The organism is Mesorhizobium sp. M8A.F.Ca.ET.161.01.1.1 (assembly GCF_004792105.1).
Taxonomy (GTDB): Bacteria; Pseudomonadota; Alphaproteobacteria; order Rhizobiales; family Rhizobiaceae; genus Mesorhizobium.
In genome coordinates, this window is the sequence record NZ_SRTD01000002.1 from 143719 (window position 1) to 165186 (window position 21468).

The 21468-nt window shown below is 63.8% G+C and carries 21 protein-coding genes; 12 read left to right on the forward strand and 9 right to left on the reverse strand.

What is annotated here, in order from left to right:
- The first annotated feature begins 123 nt into the window (after positions 1 to 123).
- Both EN804_RS05610 and EN804_RS05615 read left to right on the forward strand, forming a co-directional pair.
- Positions 124 to 2313, forward strand: coding sequence for an anthranilate synthase (locus tag EN804_RS05610; RefSeq protein WP_127278958.1), 2190 nt, complete (start codon positions 124 to 126; stop codon positions 2311 to 2313).
- A 5-nt stretch (positions 2314 to 2318) separates the two neighbouring features.
- A complete protein-coding gene (locus EN804_RS05615; protein WP_127278957.1) occupies positions 2319 to 3266 on the forward strand; it encodes a cation diffusion facilitator family transporter in 948 nt (315 codons plus the stop codon).
- A 6-nt stretch (positions 3267 to 3272) separates the two neighbouring features.
- Here EN804_RS05615 and EN804_RS05620 read toward each other — a convergent pair whose 3' ends face one another.
- From EN804_RS05620 to EN804_RS05630, 3 genes are all read right to left on the reverse strand, one after another.
- Positions 3273 to 3659, reverse strand: coding sequence for a type II toxin-antitoxin system VapC family toxin (locus EN804_RS05620; RefSeq protein ID WP_127278956.1), 387 nt, complete (start codon positions 3657 to 3659; stop codon positions 3273 to 3275).
- The gene (gene vapB / locus EN804_RS05625; RefSeq protein ID WP_127278955.1) at positions 3656 to 3901 is read right to left on the reverse strand and encodes a type II toxin-antitoxin system VapB family antitoxin; all 246 of its coding nucleotides are present in this window, start codon (positions 3899 to 3901) and stop codon (positions 3656 to 3658) included. Before vapB ends, EN804_RS05620 begins: the two co-directional genes overlap by 4 nt.
- Before the next feature lie 66 nt (positions 3902 to 3967).
- Positions 3968 to 5065 (reverse strand): hypothetical protein, encoded by a 1098-nt coding sequence (locus tag EN804_RS05630; RefSeq protein ID WP_127278954.1) that lies wholly within the window; start codon positions 5063 to 5065, stop codon positions 3968 to 3970.
- A gap of 105 nt (positions 5066 to 5170) precedes the next feature.
- On the opposite strand from EN804_RS05630, the gene EN804_RS05635 reads away from it, so the two are divergent.
- The 4 genes from EN804_RS05635 to EN804_RS05650 all read left to right on the forward strand — a co-directional run bounded on the left by EN804_RS05635 (position 5171) and on the right by EN804_RS05650 (position 8002).
- Positions 5171 to 5608, forward strand: coding sequence for a DsrE family protein (locus tag EN804_RS05635; protein WP_127278953.1), 438 nt, complete (start codon positions 5171 to 5173; stop codon positions 5606 to 5608).
- A 69-nt stretch (positions 5609 to 5677) separates the two neighbouring features.
- Complete coding sequence (locus EN804_RS05640) at positions 5678 to 6463, forward strand: SDR family oxidoreductase (RefSeq protein WP_127278952.1); 786 nt, start codon at positions 5678 to 5680, stop codon at positions 6461 to 6463.
- A 58-nt stretch (positions 6464 to 6521) separates the two neighbouring features.
- Complete coding sequence (locus EN804_RS05645; protein WP_023770344.1) at positions 6522 to 6830, forward strand: putative quinol monooxygenase; 309 nt, start codon at positions 6522 to 6524, stop codon at positions 6828 to 6830.
- A 68-nt stretch (positions 6831 to 6898) separates the two neighbouring features.
- Complete coding sequence (locus tag EN804_RS05650) at positions 6899 to 8002, forward strand: AbrB family transcriptional regulator (RefSeq protein ID WP_135918829.1); 1104 nt, start codon at positions 6899 to 6901, stop codon at positions 8000 to 8002.
- Positions 8003 to 8020: 18 nt separating this feature from the next.
- On the opposite strand, the gene EN804_RS05655 is transcribed toward EN804_RS05650, so the two are convergent.
- Positions 8021 to 8908 (reverse strand): LysR family transcriptional regulator, encoded by an 888-nt coding sequence (locus EN804_RS05655; RefSeq protein WP_127278815.1) that lies wholly within the window; start codon positions 8906 to 8908, stop codon positions 8021 to 8023.
- 147 nt (positions 8909 to 9055) lie between these two features.
- On the opposite strand from EN804_RS05655, the gene EN804_RS05660 reads away from it, so the two are divergent.
- Entirely contained in the window at positions 9056 to 10591 is a 1536-nt protein-coding gene (locus EN804_RS05660; RefSeq protein ID WP_135865448.1) for an MFS transporter, read from the forward strand.
- A 15-nt stretch (positions 10592 to 10606) separates the two neighbouring features.
- Here EN804_RS05660 and EN804_RS05665 read toward each other — a convergent pair whose 3' ends face one another.
- From EN804_RS05665 to EN804_RS05675, 3 genes are read right to left on the reverse strand one after another with little or no spacing between them, the layout of a single operon-like run.
- Complete coding sequence (locus EN804_RS05665; RefSeq protein ID WP_127278817.1) at positions 10607 to 10921, reverse strand: nuclear transport factor 2 family protein; 315 nt, start codon at positions 10919 to 10921, stop codon at positions 10607 to 10609.
- Positions 10921 to 11697, reverse strand: a complete 777-nt coding sequence (locus EN804_RS05670) for an alpha/beta hydrolase-fold protein (protein WP_127278818.1) — start codon at positions 11695 to 11697, stop codon at positions 10921 to 10923. The genes EN804_RS05665 and EN804_RS05670 overlap by 1 nt, the downstream gene beginning before the upstream one ends.
- Positions 11698 to 11701: 4 nt before the next feature.
- Positions 11702 to 12868, reverse strand: coding sequence for an ATP-grasp domain-containing protein (locus EN804_RS05675; RefSeq protein WP_127869801.1), 1167 nt, complete (start codon positions 12866 to 12868; stop codon positions 11702 to 11704).
- Between the two features lie 401 nt (positions 12869 to 13269).
- On the opposite strand from EN804_RS05675, the gene leuA reads away from it, so the two are divergent.
- From leuA to EN804_RS05700, 4 genes are all read left to right on the forward strand, one after another.
- Positions 13270 to 15000: a 2-isopropylmalate synthase gene (gene leuA / locus EN804_RS05685; RefSeq protein ID WP_135915163.1), complete on the forward strand. Its 1731-nt coding sequence runs from the start codon at positions 13270 to 13272 to the stop codon at positions 14998 to 15000.
- A gap of 252 nt (positions 15001 to 15252) precedes the next feature.
- Positions 15253 to 17019, forward strand: coding sequence for a hypothetical protein (locus EN804_RS05690; RefSeq protein ID WP_135865451.1), 1767 nt, complete (start codon positions 15253 to 15255; stop codon positions 17017 to 17019).
- 224 nt (positions 17020 to 17243) lie between these two features.
- Entirely contained in the window at positions 17244 to 18029 is a 786-nt protein-coding gene (locus EN804_RS05695; protein WP_135918830.1) for an alpha/beta fold hydrolase, read from the forward strand.
- A gap of 119 nt (positions 18030 to 18148) precedes the next feature.
- Positions 18149 to 18763 (forward strand): hypothetical protein, encoded by a 615-nt coding sequence (locus EN804_RS05700; RefSeq protein WP_135918831.1) that lies wholly within the window; start codon positions 18149 to 18151, stop codon positions 18761 to 18763.
- On the opposite strand, the gene EN804_RS05705 is transcribed toward EN804_RS05700, so the two are convergent.
- On the reverse strand, positions 18747 to 19676 hold the full coding sequence (locus EN804_RS05705) for a metallophosphoesterase (protein WP_135915263.1): 930 nt from the start codon (positions 19674 to 19676) through the stop codon (positions 18747 to 18749). The two genes, EN804_RS05700 and EN804_RS05705, sit on opposite strands and share 17 nt — an antisense overlap.
- A gap of 53 nt (positions 19677 to 19729) precedes the next feature.
- Between EN804_RS05705 and EN804_RS05710 the strand changes: the two genes are divergently transcribed.
- Entirely contained in the window at positions 19730 to 20227 is a 498-nt protein-coding gene (locus EN804_RS05710) for an NUDIX domain-containing protein (protein WP_135918832.1), read from the forward strand.
- A 1-nt stretch (position 20228) separates the two neighbouring features.
- On the opposite strand, the gene EN804_RS05715 is transcribed toward EN804_RS05710, so the two are convergent.
- The gene (locus tag EN804_RS05715) at positions 20229 to 21221 is read right to left on the reverse strand and encodes a glutathione S-transferase family protein (protein WP_135918833.1); all 993 of its coding nucleotides are present in this window, start codon (positions 21219 to 21221) and stop codon (positions 20229 to 20231) included.
- Positions 21222 to 21468: the final 247 nt, after the last annotated feature.

A 21468-nucleotide genomic window follows, 5' to 3' on the forward strand; every position in this document is an offset into this window, starting at 1 on the left:
CAGCGGCCTGTTTTAACGCGTGCGCGTGAAAAGAGAGGTGGCCGCAACGGAATGTCCGGGCGGCCATTTGTTTTTTTCAAGCCATTCCCGGGTCCGTTGCCCAAGTAGCTGATGGAGACGGCAATGACGTTGAAGGTTCTGGAAAACGGCGCTGAAAGCTTCGTGACGGCGGGTGGCATCACCATCACCCGCGTGCGCCACGACCGGCCCTATGAAGGGGCGATCGACACTTATGTCGATGGGCTGAATTCCCGTCGGGGCGCGGTGTTTTCCTCCAATTACGAATATCCCGGCCGCTATACGCGCTGGGATACGGCCATCATCGATCCGCCGCTGGTCATCTCCGCGCGCGGCCGTGCCATGCGCATCGAGGCGTTGAACGGCCGTGGCGAGGCACTGTTGCCGGTCATCGGCAGGACGCTCGGCGGTCTCTCCGAGGTCACGATCGCCGAGACTTCGAAAAAGCTGATCCGCCTCGACGTCGCCAAGCCCGGCCGTGTCTTCACCGAAGAGGAACGCAGCCGCGTTCCCTCGGTCTTCACCGTGCTGCGCGCCATCACCGCTCTGTTCAAGACGGCCGAAGATGCCAATCTCGGCCTCTACGGCGCCTTCGGCTACGACCTCGCCTTCCAGTTCGACCCGGTCGACCACACGCTGGTTCGCAAGGAAAGCCAGCGCGACCTGGTGCTGTTCCTGCCCGACGAGATCCTGGTCGTCGACCACTATTCGGCCAAGGCCTGGACCGACCGCTACGACTATGCGGGCGAGGGTTTTTCGACCGAAGGCCTGCCGCGCGACCAGATCGCCGAGCCGTTCAAGACCGCCGATCGCATCCCGCCGCGCGGCGATCATGAGCCCGGCGAATACGCCAATCTGGTGCGCCGGGCGATGGACTCTTTCAAGCGCGGCGACCTGTTCGAGGTCGTCCCCGGCCAGATGTTCTACGAGCGCTGCGAGACGCAGCCATCCGAGATTTCGCGCAAGCTGAAGTCCATCAACCCGTCGCCCTATTCCTTCTTCATCAATCTGGGCGAGAACGAATACCTGATCGGCGCGTCGCCTGAGATGTTCGTGCGCGTCAACGGCCGCCGCGTCGAGACCTGCCCGATCTCCGGCACCATCAAGCGCGGCGACGACGCCATTTCGGACTCCGAGCAGATCATCAAGCTGCTCAACTCCAAGAAGGACGAATCCGAGCTCACCATGTGCTCGGACGTCGACCGCAACGACAAGTCGCGGGTCTGCGATCCAGGCTCGGTGCGCGTCATCGGCCGCCGCCAGATCGAGATGTATTCGCGCCTGATCCATACGGTCGATCATATCGAGGGGCGGCTGCGCGAGGGCATGGACGCTTTCGATGCGTTTCTCTCGCACGCCTGGGCGGTCACCGTCACCGGCGCGCCGAAACTGTGGGCCATGCGCTTCATCGAGCAGAACGAGAAGAGCCCGCGCGCCTGGTATGGCGGCGCCATCGGCATGGTCAACTTCAACGGCGACATGAACACCGGCCTGACCTTGCGCACCATCCGCATCAAGGACGGCATCGCCGAGGTGCGCGCGGGCGCTACATTGCTCTTCGACAGCATTCCCGAGGAAGAAGAAGCCGAAACCGAACTGAAAGCATCCGCCATGCTCTCCGCCATCCGTGACGCCAAGACGGGCAATTCGACCAGCACCGAGCGCGCATCCGCGCGCGTCGGCGACGGTGTCAACATCCTTTTGGTCGACCACGAGGACTCCTTCGTCCACACGCTGGCCAACTACTTCCGCCAGACCGGCGCCAATGTCTCGACCGTGCGCACGCCGGTGCCGGAGGAAGTCTTCGACCGGCTGAAGCCCGATCTCGTCGTGCTGTCGCCCGGACCCGGTACGCCCAAGGATTTCGACTGCGCGGCGACCATCAGACGAGCGCGCGCCCGCGACCTGCCGATCTTCGGCGTCTGCCTTGGCCTGCAGGCGCTGGCCGAGGCCTATGGTGGCGAACTCAGGCAGTTGCACATTCCCATGCACGGCAAGCCGTCGCGCATCCGCGTCTCGAAGCCGGGTATCATCTTCTCAGGCCTGCCGAAGGAAGTCACCGTCGGCCGTTACCACTCGATCTTCGCCGATCCGGTGCGCCTGCCGGATGATTTCATGGTGACAGCCGAGACCGAGGACGGCGTCATCATGGCCTTCGAGCACCGCAAGGAGCCGATCGCAGCGGTGCAGTTCCATCCGGAATCGATCATGACGCTCGGCCACAATGCCGGCATGCGCATCATCGAGAACATCGTTGCGCATTTGCCGCGCAAGGCCAAGGAAAAGGCAGCCTGACGGTAATGGCCGAAGCCGAGAACACCATGGCGATCACGGCGAGGGCCGCCGCGAAGCGCAAGGTCGCCACCCTTGCCTTCTGGTCGATCGTGATCGCCTTTGTCGTGCTCGCGCTGAAAGCCGCCGCCTGGTACATAACCGGATCCGTGGCGCTCTATTCGGACGCGCTGGAATCGATCGTCAACGTCATCGCCTCGGTCGCCGCCTTCTGGGCGATCCAGGTCAGCTACAAGCCGGCCGACCAGGATCACCCCTTCGGCCACCACAAGGCCGAGTATTTCTCGGCCGTGCTCGAAGGCGTACTGATCGTGCTCGCGGCGCTTTTGATCCTGAACGAAGTCTGGCGCTCCTGGCAGGCGCCGGCTCCGCTCGAACAGCCTTGGAAAGGCCTTGCCGTCAACGGCGTCGCCACCGTCATCAATGCCTTCTGGGCCTGGGCGCTGATCCGCGTGGGCCGAGCCGAAAAGTCACCGGCGCTGGTCGCCGACGGCAATCACATCATGACCGATGTGGTAACCTCGATCGGCGTCTTCGGCGGCTTGGTCGGAGCAATCCTGACTGGCTGGCAAATCCTCGACCCGGCACTGGCCGTCATCGTCGCGCTCAACATCCTGTGGCAGGGCTGGCATGTCATCGGCTCGTCGATGAACGGCCTGATGGACCGGGCCGTCGGCACGGCGGAGCACATGCGCATCCGCGACATCATCTCGGCCAATTGCAAAGGCGCGATGGAGGTGCACGACCTCAAGACCCGCATCGCCGGCCGCGCCACCTTCATCGAATTCCATCTGGTCGTCGACGCCGACATGTCGGTCGGTGCCAGCCACGTCATCTGCGATCGCATCGAGGACGCGCTGAAGGCCGAACTCCCTTCGGTGCGGGTGACCATCCATGTCGAGCCGGATGATGAGGCAAAACTGCCCAAGGGTACGACGGCGGTGCCGTTCGCCTGAGGCGGTTCACCAAGTCTCGATTGAGAGGCCGTTGATGCGCTCGAATTCCCGGACGTTGCGGGTGATCAGAATGAGGCTTCTAGCGCGCGCCTGCCCGCCAATGAGCGCATCATAGGGGCCAATTGGCGTCCCCAACGCTGCAAGCGTTGCCCGAATCTCTCCGGCATGCCTCGCGTCCTCTCGATCGAATTCAAGCACCGGGAATTGCAAAGCTTCGATGCGCGCCAGATTTTCAGCTCTTCTCTGGCTCCTTTCGGCACCATAGTACAGTTCATGTGCCACGATCGCCGAAAGCGCAAAATCCTGCGGCGTGTGCTGTTTCAGAAGCGCGAGTAGACTCGCGTCACCTTTGATGACGGCAATAACGGCGTTGGTATCAAGCAGATAGATCACTTGAAGATGTCGTCCAAGGCAGGTCTATCCTGCCCCTCCTGCCGTTCCAGCGCCGCTTCGACAAAATCCTCGTCGACTGGTCCGATCACCTGGTCAAGCCACGCCCAATCCTGCACGAGTGGCTCAAGTATGACAGTATGCCCATGGCGACGGATCGAAACCTCGTCCGTTTCGAAACGAAACTCTTTGGGCAGACGCACAGCTTGTGACCGGCCCGACCAGAACACCTTTGCCTTGTCCATCATGCCATCCTCAAATGAGATATAGCAAAGATATATCCCTTCGCGGCATTGTAGACAAGCCCGTGCTCACGGCGCACAAGCCGATTGTGGCATCGCCTGCAGCCGATAGACCTTGTCATCCGACTTCGTCTTGCCGTCGGCGGCTTTCGAGCACAGGTCGACGATTGCAATGCTGCTGTTGGGATTGGCCAGCATGATGGTTCCGTTGGCGCCGCGCTTGAGGAAGATTTCCTTTTGCGCGATGTCGCAGGAGAAATCGCTCATCTTGGCGCTCGCCGCGCAGCGCCACTGGTCGGCCTCGCCCTGGCAGGAATAGGTCTGCGTGACCTTGGCCCCCTTCTGCCGCGTGGTGACCGAGATGGCGATGTCGGCGCCGTCGGGCCAGTTCGCGATATCGCCGCCGGAAGCGAAGGATGCCAGTTCAACCGGTCCGCGGAACACCCGGATCGACTGCGTCAACTGGTCGGGATGCGAACTCATATGCGCGGCGTCATAGTCGTGCCCGTAGCAGAAGGCCTGATCGGGTTTGAACCGCTCGCGCAGTGGCGGCCCAAGCGCCGGGTCGATCGGATCGATGCGTGCGAACTCGGCCTTGCAGGTCGCCGCCGGCATCGGGTCGAGGCGAAAATTGTCGTCCTCCGAACCGAGCGCCTGCCTGACATATTCCGCCTTGCCGAGCTGCTCCTCCGAATCCGGATCGAGGTAGATATCGGAAGACAGGTCCGACAGGATCAGCCGGCCCTTGTCGTCGACCTTCAGCGACGCCAGCGTACGGTCGCAATCCATGCCGCAGCGGATCGGGCCCGATTTGTCGTCCTCGGACTCGTGATTGCACCAGCCGCCGGCCCATTCCGGCGCCTTGGCGCCACGCACCGTGGTGGTGAGGAAACCATTGTAGGACGTATCGGAATTCGCGCTCGGTTCCTCATTCGGACGGCTGACCGGATCATGGCCGTAGTAGAAGAAGATCCGCGCCACTTTCTGCTTCGGATGCGCCTTGAGGTGCGCCGCGTCATAGACCCGGCCGAAACAGGCGTCCGCCCCGTTGGGGCTGAGTTCGGTGAGCTTGAGCGTATCATCGGCAAAAGCAGAACCCACAAGTCCGCCAAGCAGTGCGGCGCCAAGTCCGGCGCCGGCGAACGTCTTCCATTCCCAGAACGCCATGTGCCCCCCTCCTCCGCCTCGACAGGACGTAAGGTCAATTTATGCTAGTATTGCGGCAGCGGCCACGCAAATTGCGCTGCGCCGGCAAGCCAGGGAGGGGACGCCATGCGCCGACGTGACATGTTCCGGGCGGTTCTCGCCGGAGCCGGAACGCTTCTCGGCCTGCGGGCGGTCCGGGCGGCAACCACCGAGCCTGCCAGGCTGAAGGTCGTCTATCACCTCAGCGACCTCGACAAGGTCAATTTCGTGCTTGGCAACATCAAGAACCACTATGAGGGCACCGGCGGCAACGTCGAGATCGCGCTGGTCGTGCATGGTCCAGCCCTTGCCGGCTTCAAGTCGAAGGGCATATCGGCGGCGATTTCGGGTCGCTTTGCCGGTCTTGTCCAGCAAGGGCTCGACCCGCATGCCTGCGGCAACACCATGCGCGGCATGGATATTACGCTCGCCGACCTGCTCGACGGCTTCCATGCCGCCGACCAAGGCGGCGTCGTCAAGCTCGCCGAATTGCAAAGCCAGGGCTATGTCTATCTCAGGCCTTGAAGCGGCACCGCCTCGAATGCAAGGGTGGCAAGACCCGCCAACAATATCGGAATCCCCGGAGGAACAGCAGTGCCAGAGACAGCCCTTGGTCTTGTCATCCCCGATCTCGCCGGCAAGGCGGTGCTGGTCACAGGCGCCTCGACCGGCATCGGCGCGGCGCTCGCGCTCGCCTATGCCGAGCAGAAATGCAGGGTGGCGCTGCACTACAATTCCAGCCGCGACGCCGCCGAGAAACTCGGCCAGACCATTCGCGACCGCGGCGGCGAGGTCTTCCTCGTCCAGGGCGATTTTTCTCTTCCCGCCGATGTCGAGCGCGTCGTCGAGGACAGCGCGCGACATTTCGGCCGCCTCGACGGGCTGGTCAACAATGCCGGCGGCATGCTTGGCCGCATCCCCTATGCCGAGCAGACCGAGGCGCATTACGACGCGGTGATGGATCTCAACGCCCGCTCGGTGCTGACCGCCTCGCGCAAGGCGATGCCATGGCTGAAGAAACAGGGCGGCTTCATCGTCAACACCTCGTCGATCGCCGCGCGCAATGGCGCCGGCGGCGGCGCCGGCCTTTACGGCTCGGCCAAGGCCTTCGTCTCCAACGTCACGCGCGGCATGGCCAAGGAACTGATCGGCTTCGGCATTCGCGTCAACGCCGTGGCGCCGGGCACCATCCTCACTCCCTTCCACGAACGCTATTCGACCGACGAGCAGATGAAGGGCATGGTCGCCACCATTCCGCAGGGCCGCGCCGGCACGGCGCAAGATTGCGTCGGCGCCTATCTGTTCCTCTCATCGGACCTGTTGAGCGGCTACATCACGGGCCAGGTGATCGAGGTCAATGGCGGCCAGTTGATGCCTTGACCAGCGACCGGCATACTGGACACACTCCTTTCGCGCCAACCCTGGGGGAGACGACGACATGTACGGACTGATCGGCAAGATGCGGGCGGCGCGCGGCCAACGCGACGCTGTCATGACTGTGCTGCGCGAGAGCACCGGCGCCCTGCCCGGCTGCCTGAGCTATATCATCGCCACCGACCCGGCCGACGCCGACGCGATCTGGGTGACCGAAGTGTGGACCGATCAGGCAAGCCACAAGGCCTCGCTGCAGCTTCCGGAAGTCCAGGCGGCCATCGCCAAGGCGCGGCCCTTCATCGGCGGCTTCGAGTTCCAGGTGGAGACGCATCCCGTCGGCGGCTTTGGGTTGGCTGAGGCCAAAACCGGCTGAGGCGCCGGGACCTGCTTTTCCGGTACGCCGGGGTTCGCATTTTTCGCATCCCGGTCTAAGACCAGAGCATGGATTCCGCGGCCGAGCAGCCACCTCCCGACCAGCCCGCCGTCGAGCGCATGACGCGGCTGGGCAAGCCTTGGCAATGGCTGATCCTGCTGGTTATCTCCGCGCTGTTTGCCGGTGCGCTGGAACTCGCCGCCTTGCCGGCGGCGCTGCTGATCGGACCGATGCTGGCGGCCATCGTCGCCGGCACCAATGGCGCCACGGTGCGTGTGCCGCGCCTTCTGTTCGGCTCCGCCCAGGCTATCGTCGGCTGCCTCGTCGCGGCTTCGATCTCGGCCGATATCTTTCCGGTCTTCTACAAGGAATGGCCGCTGTTCCTCGGCGTGGTGATCGCCACGGTCGCGGCCTCCAGCCTGCTTGGCTGGCTGATCAGCCGCTGGCGCATCCTGCCCGGCACCACCGCCGTCTGGGGCTCTTCGCCGGGGGCGGCTACCGCCATGGTGCTGATGGCCGGCGCCTTTGGCGCCGACCAGCGCCTTGTCGCCTTCATGCAGTATCTGCGCGTCATCTTCGTGTCGATGACGGCGGCCCTCGTCGCCAAGATGTGGGTCGACACCTCGGGCATCGAGGTCCCGGCCATCGTCTGGTTCCCCGAGATCGATCCGCAACCATTCGCCGCCACGATCGGCATGGCAATCATCGGCGGCCTGGCCGGCAGGCTTTGCCGGCTGCCCTCGCCCTTCTTCCTCGGCAGCTTCATTTTCGGCACCATCATCCATCTCGGTCTCGGGGTGCCGATGCAATTGCCGCAATGGCTGCTGGCGCTCAGTTACGCGATGGTCGGCTGGTCGATTGGCCTGAACTTCACCAGGCCGATCCTGCGCCATGCGGCGCGCGCGCTGCCGCAGATCATCGCTTCGATCGTCGCGCTGATCGCCTTTTGCGGCGGCCTTGCCTTTCTCATCAGCCGTCTCGCCGGCGTCGACCCGCTGACCGCCTACCTGGCGACCAGCCCCGGCGGCATGGACAGCGTCGCCATCATCGCCGCCGCCGCGCACAACGTCGACATCTCCTTCGTCATGGCGCTGCAGTCGGCGCGCTTCCTGATCGTGCTGCTAGTAGGCCCGAGCATCGCGCGGCTGGTGGCCAGGAGCATCAGGACGTGAAAGCCCGGCACCGGCGAGTTACCGCGCCGCCGCGAGCCGTTCGGGAAGGAAATCGACGAAGACGCGCACCTTTGGCGACAAATGGCGGTTGGATGGCCACAGCATTCGGAACTGGCCACGGCCATCGACCTGGTCGTCGAGCACGGTACGCAATTTTCCTTCGCTCAGCGCCTCGCGCACCAGGAAATCCGGCATGCAGGCGATGCCCAGACCGGCGATCGTGGCGCCCTTCAAGGCTTCCATATTGTTGCAGGTCAACATCGAGCGGATCTCCGGCTCGGCACTCCCGGTGGCGAACGGCCACTCCAGCAGCCTGCCGCTGTTGAGATAGCGAAAATTTATGCCGAAATGCCTGATGAGGTCGGCCGGCGTGCCGGGCATGCCGTGACGGTCGAGATAGGACGGCGCCGCGCACAGCATCATGCGGAAGGGGGCAATGGGCCTCGACACCAATCGTGAATCGGGCAGCTCGCCGCTGCGGATGGCAACGTCGATGCCTTCCTCGATGACGTCGACGATGCGGTCGTTGAAGTCGATATCGAGCTCGATCTCGGGATAGCGCGCCATGAACTCCGACAGCACCGGCAGCAAGAGGTGGTAGGTGACGATCGGGGTCGAGACGCGAAGCCGCCCGCGCGGCGTCTCCCGTGTCCGCGACAGCATCGCCTCGGCATCGTCGATGTCGTCCAGGATGCGCCGCACGCGCTCATTGAACAGCTTGCCCTCTTCGGTCAGGCCGATCCGCCGCGTGGAGCGCTGCAGCAGCCGCACGCCGAGCTCCTGTTCGAGCCGCGCGACACTTTTGCCTACCGCTGAAGCGGAGATGCCGAGTGCCCGGCCGGCGGCGACGAAGCTGCCGAATTCGGCCGTGCGGGCGAAGGCCAGAAGGCCGCTGAGGCGATCCATCGGGTTGCTCCATTCGAGCGTTTCAGTCCGTTATGTCGAGATATTTAACACTATTTTTCCGGAACTGTCGCTGACCTATCTTGGTCGTCATAGCGGCGCCGCGATTGCGCGGGCCGCCGGTGCAGACTGCTTCAGATAGGAAAATCCATGACCTCGAAGACCACCAGCGGCCCAGCCGAGAGATGGCTCGTGCTTTTGTCGGTATGCCTTGCCGCCATGACGATGCCCCTGACCTTCACCGGCCCGGCCGTCGCGCTCTCCCGCATCGGGGCCGACCTCGGCGGCAGCCCGATCGCGCTCAACTGGGTGACCAACGCCTTCATGCTGACCTTCGCCGCCAGCCTGATGGCGGCGGGCGCGCTTGCCGACAATCACGGCCGCAAGCGGATCTTCCTCGCCGGTCTCGGCCTCTACGTCCTGGCATCGCTCGGCGCGATGCTGGCGCCCGACATCGCCTGGTTCGACATTTTCAGGGCAGCGCAGGGCTTGGGGAGTGCCCTGGCTTTCGCCGGCGGTGCCTCCGCGCTTGCCCAGGAATTCGAGGGAGCGCCGCGGCTGCGCGCCTTCAGCTTCCTCGGCACCAGTTTCGGCATCGGCCTCGCCTTCGGTCCGATCGCGTCGGGCCTGCTCATCGCCGCGTTCGGCTGGCGGTCGATCTTCCTCCTGGTCACCGCGCTTGCAATTGCAGCCGCCCTGCTGGGCCTGCGCACCATCAGGGAATCGCGTGATCCGGATGCGACAGGACTGGACTGGGCGGGCGCCGGCACGTTCACCGTCGCGCTGGCCTCGCTGACCTATGGCGTGCTGCAGGCGCCGCAGAGCGGCTGGGCCGATCCTCTCGTGATAACGCTTCTGGGCGTGGCCGTCCTTTGCTTTGTGCTGTTTGTCGTCGTCGAGCGGCGCGTGCGCCGGCCGATGCTGGATCTCACCCTGTTTCGTTATCCGCGCTTCGTCGGCGTGCAGTTCCTGGCGGCGGCGCCCGCCTATGGCTTCGTCGTCCTGCTCGTGCTTTTGCCGATCCGCTTCATCGGCATCGAAGGCATGGGCGAGATCAGGGCCGGACAATTGATGATCTGCCTCTCCGGGCCGTTGCTGGTCCTGCCCTTGCTTGCCGGCCAGCTGGCGCGCTGGATCGCTCCGGCCACCATCTGCGGCGCCGGCCTGCTCGTCGCCGCGGCCGGCCTGGTCTGGCTGAGCCTGACGCCATCGGTCGGCGCCGCCCTGGTCGCGCCGCTGATCCTGATCGGCGTCGGCATCGCTCTGCCCTGGGGGTTGATGGACGGGCTCGCCGTCAGCGTCGTGCCGACCGAGCGCGCCGGCATGGCCGTCGGCATCTTCAACACCACGCGCGTCGCTTGCGAGGGCGTGGCGCTGGCCATCGTCATGGCGACCCTGTCGGGCTTCACCGCCGCTCAGCTCACCGCCCGGGGCGCGGCGTCTTCCAGCGATGCGTCCGCGGCGGCGCAATTGCTGGTGACCGGCAATGTCGGTGAAACGGCACGGCATCTGCCCATGGCCGGCGCCACAGTTCTGGTCGAGGCCTACGAGACGGCGTTCGACAGGCTGCTGATCGTGCTGGCCGTAATCACCATCGTCACCGCCCTTGTCGTCTTTCTCGGCCTGCGGCGCGCATCGGCGGCGGAACACGAGGCGGTCCCGTTGCCGGCATGCCAGGAAGCGTGATCATCGGCTAGAACATCAGGTGATGACGAGGCTCGCTATGTGGTCACCATCCAGGGTGAAAGTCATGTCGCCCTCGCCATTGAAGCCCTTGCCCTTGACGGCGATGCGGACGCGATAAGTGCCGTCCGCCGGCGTGATGCTGACGATGCCCAGACGTGACTTCACGCCGATATTGTCCGACTGGTTCCATCGCGCGATCTGCTCGCGACCCTGGAACGATCGACCCCAGTCGCTCAGGAACGCGTTGTCGGCAAAGGTATCGAGAAAGGCGTCCGTGTCGCCACTGTTGGTGGCCTCGACAAAGCGGCGGATGGGATCCGGTGTGGTCATCAGTCCAGCCTGTGCATCAGGTCGTCATCCAGCCAGCGGCCGAAGAAATAGACCAGTTGCTTGTGCCACCACGGCCAGTCATGGCTGACGTCGCCGCCCCAATAGTCGACCCAGGCGGGAATGGACTTGTCGCGCAGGATCTGTTCCAGCTGGCGCGTCTCGACCAGCATGCGCTCTTCCCAGGCGCCCTGCCCGCAGCAGAAGATAAGCCTCAGCGCCTTCAGCCGCGCCAGCAATTTCGGGTCGACGATGCCGGGCAGATAATCGAGCGGCGAGTTGTAGAAGATGTCGCCGTCGAGCGCCTTGCCGAAGAAATCGCGGGCCGAATAGACACCCGACAGCGAGATGACGCCGCTGGCGAGTTCGGGAAATCGGAAGACGAAGTTCGAGGAATGGTAGCCGCCCATCGAACAGCCTGAGAACAAGGGCTTCAGCCGCCGTCCGCCATTGGCCTGCGCGGCGGTTTCCAGGAATTCCGGCAGCGCCTCCTCTCGCACATAGCGGAAATAGGCCTCGTGGCGGGCGATGCGGTGCGCGGGGTCGGCACGCTTGTCGAAGAAGGATTCCGAATCGATGCCGTCCACCGTGAACAACTGGATGCGGCCGGTGTCGATGAATTCGGCGAGCGCGCCCACCCCGCCGGAATCCTCGAACTGGTAGAACCGGCCCTGCGAGGTCGGGAACACCACGACGGGCCGGCCGGCATGGCCATAGCGCTTGTACTCCATGTCGCGGCCGAGATTGCGGGCGAAAGCCTTGTGATAGGAAATGTCCATGTCCTCAAGCCTTTTCCGCGTGGATATAGGCAACCGCCTCGCGCAGCTCCGCCTGATCCTTCGAGCGCATCTGGTAGGCGTAATCTCCCATGGCGCGGCTGAAAACCTTCTCGATGGCCTGATGGTGGACGATCTTGTCGCGGTGCGCGGCTAGCACGTCCGCATGGCTGTGCAAATAGTCGAGGTGGCGCTTGCGGCTGGCATAGGCGGTGAAATACTTGCCTTCATAGGGGCCGCCGGCTGCGTCCCTCACGACCATGTCTGCCCAGGCCGCATAGACGTCGATGTCGAACGTGTAGTTGATCGCGTCGGTCATCCAGGCGCCGGGCGGGCGCATGTTGACCTCCAGAGCGATGATGCGGTCGTCCCTGGTCTCGAACAGTTCGATGTGGAAAAAGCGTTCGCGCACGTCGAATGCTTTCAGGATCTTGCCGCCGGCCTCCTCTACGACAGGCCTGATCCGGGGAAAGCAGGTGTAACTCATGTGGCGGTCCTTGTTGACCACCTCCATGACGCTCTGGTCGTAGCGATGGCTGGCCGCCAGCACCACCTCGCCGTCGCGGTTGACCAGCCCGTCATACGTCACCACCAGCCCCTCGATGAACTGCTCCATGACGAAGGTCACATCCTCCGGCTTGTCCCGGAAGAACTGGTCGAGCTCTTTCGCATTCGAGATCTTGAACGTGTTCGAAGCGCCGGAGCCAGAATCCGGTTTTACCACCACGGGATAGCCGACGCGGCGGATGAAGGTCATGGCGCCGGCCCGGTCGGAGCATTTGCGCTGCGCGATGGTCTCGACGCCGCTCTTGCGGAAGAAGGCGCGCATGCGGCTCTTGCGCTTCAGATTCTTCACGAAATCGAGCTTGGTGCCGTAGATGTTGAAGTCGGTGCGGATGTTGGCTTCCAGTTCCAGCCAATGCTCGTTGAGCGATTCGAACCGGTCGATGCGGCCCCATTTGTGGATGAAATGTCCGATCGCCCGGAACACCGCATCGTAGTCTTCCATGTCGGCGATACGGTAATATTCCGAAAGCGCTGCCTTCAGCTTGCCGTCCAGAGCGTCAAAGGGTGCGTCGCCAATCCCGAGCACGGTCGCGCCGGCCTTCTTCAGCCGGTCGCAGAAATCGGCGCCGTTGGCGGGAAAATGCGGCGAGAAGAACACGAAATTCATGGATGACCCCTGCCGGCGGCACCCCGCCACCGTTCAAGTCTGGCGCATTTGCAGCGCGCGGGGAAGAGCATCCGCGTTAGGGATAAAATTCGACCGGGCCGGCCCCGCTTGCCTCCAACAGGCCGCTCCTGTATGAGAGCGGCCATGAACACGCGCGCCACCACCGCTTCCCGTCAGACCGGCTTTGCCGGCGAGACCGTTCGCGCGCTTGCCTCGACCCTGCTTCTTCTCGGCCTTATCGGCGATCGCCGGGTTCGCTGAAGGAGCGCCCGGCGGTCGAACCGCCGCGCAAGCGCATGCTCCTTGGCAAATCATATCAAGCGAACGAAAATCTGGTAAAGGCGCCGCTTGGCACCACATCCGCCTGAAAGGTGGACCGCCAGCCGCCGGGAGAAACGACGATGAACGCACGAGAAGACATCCGCGCCAGCGAGGCCGCGACCGGCAAGCAGGTCGGCCGGGGCATGCCGGACGCAGCCCGAAAATACCAACCTTATCCTACGGTCGGTCTCACCGACCGGACCTGGCCCTCGAAGGTGATCGACAAGGCCCCGATCTGGTGCTCGGTCGACCTGCGCGACGGCAACCAGGCACTGATCGATCCGATGGGCCACGAGCGCAAGGCGCGCATGTTCGCGCTGCTGCTCGACATGGGTTTCGAGGAGATCGAGATCGGCTTCCCGTCGGCTTCGCAAACTGACTTCGACTTCGCCCGCTGGTGCATCGAGGAAGGCAATGTGCCGGCCGATGTGTCATTGCAGGTGCTGGTCCAGTGCCGGCCCGAACTGATCAGCCGCACCTTCGAGGCGCTCAACGGCGCCACCAACCCGATCGTGCATTTCTACAACTCGACCAGCGAATTGCAGCGCCGCGTCGTCTTCGAGAAGGATGTCGGCGGCATCAAGCGCATCGCCACCGACGCCGCCAAGATGATCACCGACATGGCGGCCAAGGCGGGCGGCGGCTACCGTTTCGAATATTCGCCGGAGAGCTTCACCGGCACCGAACTCGAGGTCGCGCTGGAGATTTGCAACGCCGTCACCGAGATCGTCAGGCCGACGCCTGACAACAAGCTGATCATCAACCTGCCGTCGACCGTCGAGATGTCGACGCCCAACATCTATGCCGACCGCATCGAGTGGATGTGCCGCAACCTCGACGCCAGGGAAAACCTGATCATCTCCCTGCATCCGCACAATGACCGCGGCACCGGCATCGCCACCACCGAACTCGGTCTGATGGCTGGTGCCGACCGCGTCGAAGGCACGCTGTTCGGCAATGGCGAGCGCACCGGCAATGTCGACATCGTCACCCTGGCGCTCAACATGTACACGCAAGGCGTCGATCCGGGCATCGACTGCTCCGACATCAACCGGATGAAGGACGTCTATGAATATTCGAATCAGCTGAAGATTCCCGAGCGCCATCCCTATGTCGGCGAACTCGTCTACACGGCCTTTTCCGGCTCGCACCAGGACGCCATCAACAAGGGCATGAAGGCGCTGAAGAAGGCCAACACGCCGCACTGGGAAGTGCCCTATCTGCCGATCGACCCGGCCGATGTCGGCCGCAGCTACGAGGCGATCATCCGCATCAACTCGCAATCGGGCAAGGGCGGCATCGCCTATGTGCTGCAGGCCGATTACGGCCTCAATCTGCCGCGCAACCTGCAGATCGAGTTCAGCCAGGCGATCCAGGCGATCACCGATGCCGAAGGCAAGGAGGTTCCGGCCAAGCGCATTTACGAGCGCTTCCTGGAGACCTATGTCGACCAGCCGGGCGCGCGGCTGAAATTCCTCGACCACCACACCTATCCCGATACCGAGGTCAAGGGCCGGCGGGTGATCGAGGCGGTCATCCTCGACAATGGCAAGGAAGTGACGATATCAGGCACCGGCACGGGCCCGATCGACGGCTTCGTCGATGCGCTGTCGCGCCATGTCGGCGTCGACATGTCGGTGCTCGATTATTCCGAGCACTCGTTGCAGCGCGGCTCGAACGCGTCGGCCATCTCCTATGTCGAGATGGAATATCCCGGGGGCAAACTGTTCGGCGCCGGCATCAACACCAACATCGTCGCCGCCTCGCTGGAAGCGGTGACGTCAGCGGCGAATCGTATCGTCGGTCGCTAGCATCGGCCGGTCGGCGGCGCGGGAGGCAGGAACAGCTCCCCACGCCGCCATTTTTCAAGCCCTCGAAAGGCTTTGCCTCGACTGGCTGATGTTGGCTCTCACGCCCATGCACTGGCCGATACCGGCAGGCTATTAACCACCGGAGAATTCTCCGGTGAGGTACGCGATCGCATAATGGGTGCAGACTTGTGTGCCGGTGCGGGAACTATATGATCGCACCTCAACCTGTGCCGACTTCGAGAGGATCGACACTTGCAGCATGCCACGCCTGCCGCCCCCGCAGTGCGCGAGACACTAGAGCGACTGCTTGCCAGCGAAACGTTCGGACGATCCGAGCGTGCACGCAAGCTGTTGCGTTATCTTGTCGAGCGCGAACAGGCAGGCGAAGCCGACCGGCTCAAGGGCTTTTCCATTGCCATGGATGTCTTCGGCAAGGATGGCGATTTCGATCCTTCGACCGACGCGGTGGTACGCGTGCAGGCGGGCAGGCTACGCGAGCTGCTGCAGCAATATTTCGCCAATGAAGGCGTCGCGGAGCCGTTTCGCATAGCGATACCGCGCGGCAGCTATGTCCCGGCCTATGAGCTCAACGCGATCCGCTTGCCGGAACCTGCGAAACCCGCCGAGCAGATCGAAGCCGTAGCGGCACCATCCGAGCCCCCCGGTGATGCCATTGCCGCCGCTGCATTGCTGGCACCGGCGGCGGCGCCGGAGCCCTCGGTGGCACGCCATCTCCGTTTCTTCTGGATGGCGATCGCCGTGGTCATAGCCATGCTCGGCGTTCTGATATTGCGTCAGGGCAGCGGTGCGCTGCTGGCAGGCGGCGACCCTGCGGCAACGCTCGAGACCGCGACCCTGACCGGCAGCATCGCGCCGTCCGCCGCCAGCGAGGCTTTGCCGCTGGTCTACATCGCCGTCAAGGCCAGTGGCACGGATGCCAGCCGTGTCGCCGCAACGCTGCGTGCCGGACTGAGCGGCTTCGATACGATCGACTTCATCGGTCGCGACATCGTCAACAAGGCCGATCCGGTCGCTAGCGCGACGAGCTTCATCTTCGATATCCTGCCTGGACCGGATACGGGTGACATCACGATCGAACTGCAGAGCGTGGCCACCGGACGGGTGCTTTTGTCGCGCAACCTGACCGCCGCCGACAGCGCGCCGACCACCGTCGAGAGCCGTATAGCCGGCATCTTGACGTCCGCTCTTCCCGCTTCCGGCACGATCTACGGCTATCTCGAACAGAGCGGCATACAAACCGCCCTCACGCAATGCCTGACGCTCAACGACAAATATTATCTCGACCAGAACGCCAGGACCCACGAGGCCGCCTATCGCTGCCTCGAAACCCTCGCCGAAAACGGCGCCAAATCACCGTTGGTCTATTCGGAAATCGCCTCGCTCCACCTGGAGGCCGTGAACGACCACTACGCCTATCCGCCGGATGCCACGATCGAGAAGGCGATGACATTCGCCCATCGCGCCGTGCAGATGGGGCCGACCAGTCCCTACGCGCATCGTTCCTACGGCTACATCAATTCCCGTCTTGGCAACGCCGACGAGGCGCTGCGCTGGATGCGCAAGGCCTATGACCTCAATCCCTACGATCTCGCCATGGCCGCCGCTTATGGCTACGGGCTGATTTTCGCCGGCCGCTATGCCGAGGGGACGCCGATCCTGGCCCAGGCGGTGGACGCCTCCAGCGGTCATCCGACATGGTGGGATTTTGGACTTTTCGCCGGCGAACTCATGCTTGGCGACACGAACAAGGCCGCGATTGCCAGTTCCTCTTTGAGAACAACCGCAACGAAGTCGCACTATCTTGCCGCCCGGCTGATCGGTGCCAAGATCGCCGGTCAGGACAATCTGGCGCGCAAGCTGGTCGACGAGCTGACCGCCAAATTTCCGAAATTCGCCGCCGACCCGCGCGCGACCTTCATCGACCGGAAATATCCGCCCGATCTGACCGAGCGGCTGGTTGGAGCCCTGCGCGCGGCAGGCCTCGGCAACGCGAGCTGACGTCCTCCGAACAGGACTGTTTGGACCAATCGAATTGTTGGCCGCCGAAAGCAGGTGGCAAAGTCCCGATATGACTGATTTGCCGGCTTTGTCGCGCGAACCCGCGAGATCGAGAGGTCGCAAGCGCTAGTCGTCGTGAAGATTTTACTGGCCATCGTTCTGGACAAGGAGCAAACCACCCGCATTTCCTACCTTGCCGTTCCGCAATAAAGCTCTCAGATTTCATGATCGCATCGCTTCACGCCGCCGAAAAGGGTGTTGGCTCGAAGGCCATCGTCTTGCTGCATGGCTTCGGCGGCTGCCACGATATTTGGCGCGAAGTGATCCCGGCGCTGTCGCCTGCGGTGCGCACACTCGCTTATGATTTGCCGGGGCACGGGCTGTCGCTCGATTTCCCCGGTGCCGGCCCGGCCAAGCTGGCGGCAAGGGCCGTCCTGGCCGATCTCACCGCGCGATCGGTAAAGCGCGTTCATCTGGTCGGCCACTCGATGGGCGGCGCTGTGGCGGCGCTGATGGCGCTGGCCGAGCCCGAGAAGGTGGCGTCGCTGACACTTCTGGCGCCTGGCGGCTTCGGCGCCGAGATCAACGGTCCGCTGTTGCGCCGCTTTGCCGCCGCAAGGGACCCATCCGACATCCAGGCGTGCCTCTCGGCGATGTCGGGACCACAGACGCGGCCCATCGATCACGCCGTGGACGCCCTTGGGGACATGCGCGGGCGGCCCGGCCAGGTCGAGAAACTCATCGAGATCGCTGCCGCCATGACCAGCCAAGACCGGCAGGGCGTCATCCCGCGCGACCGCTTGGAAACACTGACCATGCCGGTGATGGTGGTATGGGGAAGCGATGACCCGATGCTACCCGTTGCCCACACCGACAATCTGCCCGTGCAATTTCATGTGCACCACGTCCCGGGGGCTGGCCATATGCTGATCGAGGAGGCGCCAGAGCTGATCGCCACGATCATCCGGCGCAACATGAACCGCCGTGCCAGGCCCTTGCGCCCGAATTAGCCGAGACCGGCTGGGCCAGCGCGACACCACCCGGGCGCCTCGCCGTCTTGATCGCGCCAGTGCATTTTGCCGGCGGCTGTGTTAACTGCGTGTTAACCAACCCCGCGAGGCAGACGCCGATGAAGGACACAGGCGAGAAGATCGATCCGTCAAGCAAACTGTCCGATGCCATCCGTGACGTGAAGAACGCCTTCGCTGACCGCGACGATGTCGTCGTCGACATGCGCGAGGCGCACCGCATGCGCCTCGACCTCCTGGCCGCGGACCTCGCGCCCGTCTTTGCCGATGTTCCGGCCGACATGGATAATTTCGACTTTGTCGTCTCCTCGGGCCTACAGCCGCGCCTGTGGATCGACGCCGTCAGCCATGTCGCGATGGGGCGCGACCGCCGCACCTACCGCTTCCTCAAGGACACTCGCATTGGCCGTGTCGTGCTTGCCGAATCGACCGAGATGAAGCCGGTCGCCGATTCCGTGACGCGTTATGTCGCCGAGCGCATCGTCGAACGCCGGAGAATGATGGAGGGTGGCGTCGAGCCGGCGGTCGCCGGCATGAGACGCGCCGAGGTCACGGAAGCCGAGCCGCCGCTGCGAGCCTCGACGCAAGGCAAGGGCTGGTCGGCCTTCCTGTCGGGCCTTGGGCTGGTCGCCGCCGGCGGACTTGTTGGTCTCGCGGTGTCGGCGGCGCTGTTGTGGGACCGCGTCTCGGCCATGGTTCTCAACTGGCGACCATAGCCGCGTCGGGCTCGACACCGAGTTCCACGGTCTGCAGATCGGAAGGCGGTATGGACGGTCCGGTCAGGCCGCGTCGCGTCAGGCGGATGCGCCAGTTTCCCTTTTCGCCGTCGATGTCGAACAGATTGTACTGTGCTGCCGGGTGATTGCCGCCCGGCGCCTGGCCGGCGGCGGCGACCCCGACGACCGGGACCTTTGCATCGCGAGGCCCGATCTGGAACAGCGACGGCAGGTGCGAATGGCCGTGCAGCACGAGCTCCGCGCCATGGCGGCGGATGATCTTGTGGAAGCGGGCGATGCCGAACAGCCGCTTGTGCTGGGAGACGGCGCCCCGCACCGGCGGGTGGTGGATCATGATCGCACGGAACAGCCCTTGCTTCGCCGCGCTCTCGAGGATCTTGCCGAGGCGAGCCGCCTGCCCCTCCATGAAGAAGCCATTGGCCATGAAGGGCGCCGTGGCGCGCGCCGTCGAGACGCCGATCAGCGCGACATTGCCGCGCACGCGCAGATAGGGAAATGCATTGCGATCGACCGGCGTGTTGACACCGTCGCCGCTCATCCACGCCGCCCATGACCGGCAGATCTTGTCGAAGGCACCGGGCACATAGGCGTCATGGTTTCCCGGCACGACCGAAACGTCATGCGCCGACCCCAGCGTCTCGAGCCAGTGTTTGGCCATCTCGATCTCGCCGTCGAGCGCCAGGTTGACGAGGTCGCCGGTGACAGCGAGATGGTCCGGGCTTTGCGCCTTGATGTCGGCGACGATGGCGTCGATGACGGCATCGTGCATGTGGCGGCGGCGGTTGCGCTGCCAGTTGACGTAGCCGAGCACGCGCTTGGAGGCGAGATCGCGATAGGATACATCGGGGAGCGGCCCCAGATGGACATCGGAAATATGCGCGAGCCTGAACATTCCTCCTTCATAGGCGACGTGCACGCCGCTTTCCACCCACGGTTTCGCTACTGATGCCGACCGACGACGAAGCCGCGTTCCGCCAGACCGGCTGGGCGGGGTTGAGGGCCCGGCTGTTCCATCTCTATTTCGTGCTGCGGCGGCCGATGACGCTCGGTGTGCGCGGCCTGATCCACGATGCCGCCACCAATTCCGTCTTCCTCATTCGCCACACCTATGTGCCCGGCTGGCAGCTTCCCGGCGGTGGCGTCGAGGTTGGCGAGACGCTGGCCGAGGCGCTGGCCCGCGAACTCGCCGAAGAGGGCAACATCGCCATGGCCGCCACGCCGGTGCTGAAGTCGATGCACTTCAACCGCCGCGCCAGCCGCCGCGACCATGTCGGCTTCTATCTCATCGAAAATTTCAGCCAGACCGCGCCGAAACGGCCCGACCATGAAATCGCCGAGGCCGGCTTTTTTCCACTCGATCGCTTGCCGGAAGGCACCACACCGGCGACGCTGCGGCGGATCGCCGAGGTTTTCCGCGGCGTGCCAGCATCGCCCTATTGGTAGATCAGGCCGCCGCCCTCGCGAACTTCGCCCGATCATGCGGCGCGCCATAGTCAAGCTCCGGTCCCGCCGGCACGATCCGCGTCGGATTGATCGTTTCGTGGCTGCCGTAATAATGCGCCTTGATGTGATGCAGGTTCACCGTCCCCGCCACACCGGGCACCTGATAGAGGTCGCGCAGATAGTTCGACAGGTTCGGATAATCGGCGATGCGGCGCAGGTTGCACTTGAAATGGCCGACATAGACCGGGTCGAAGCGCACCAGAGTGGTAAACAGCCGCCAGTCGGCCTCGGTGATGCGGTCACCCACCAGATAGCGTTGCCTGGACAGGCGGTCCTCCAGCCCATCGAGCGTCGAAAACAGCTCGCCGAACGCTTCTTCATAGGCCGCCTGCGTGGTGGCAAAGCCGGCGCGGTAGACGCCGTTGTTGACGGAGGGATAGACCAGCGCGTTGATCGCGTCGATCTCGCCGCGCAGTGCCTGGGGATAGAAATCGAGGCCGGCATCGCCCCATTGATCGAAGGCTGAGTTGAGCATCCGGATGATTTCGGAGGATTCGTTGGAGACGATGGTCTGTTCCTTTTTGTCCCACAGCACCGGCACCGTCACCCGGCCCGAATAGGCGGAATCCGCCCTGGTGTAGATCTGGTGCAGCAACTCGAGGCCATAGAGCGTGTCGCCGGTGGCGCCGTCCTCGGCGACAAACGTCCAGCCGTTGGCGCCGAGGAAATGATGCACGATCGAGACGGAGATGATGCCTTCGAGCCTCTTCAACGCGCGAAAGATCAGCGTCCGGTGCGCCCAGGGACAAGCGAGCGAAACATAAAGGTGATAGCGGCCGGGCTCCGCCTTGAAGCCTCGGCCGCGGCCTTCCGCCGGTGCACCGTCGCGCGTGATCCAATCTCGCCACTGCGATTGCGGCCGCACGAACCTGCCACCGCTGTCCTTGGTGTCATACCAGCGGTCTTGCCATTTACCGTCGACCAACAATCCCATGGAATATCCTTTCGCGTTTCCACCTCATGTAGAGCGCGATGCGGCAAGACGGAATTAGTCAGAACTGAACAGATCGTCAATCGATAGGGCCAGCGGACGGGTCGATTGCGGCGGCGCAAAATTGATGCTAGCGGACACTTTGCATGTTCGATTTTGCTTTGATCCGGTTTGACCGACGACGAAAGGGCGCCCGCGCTTGATGAAGCGCTGACTGGCGAATGCTGCCGTTGCAGCAACCTTTCCTCCT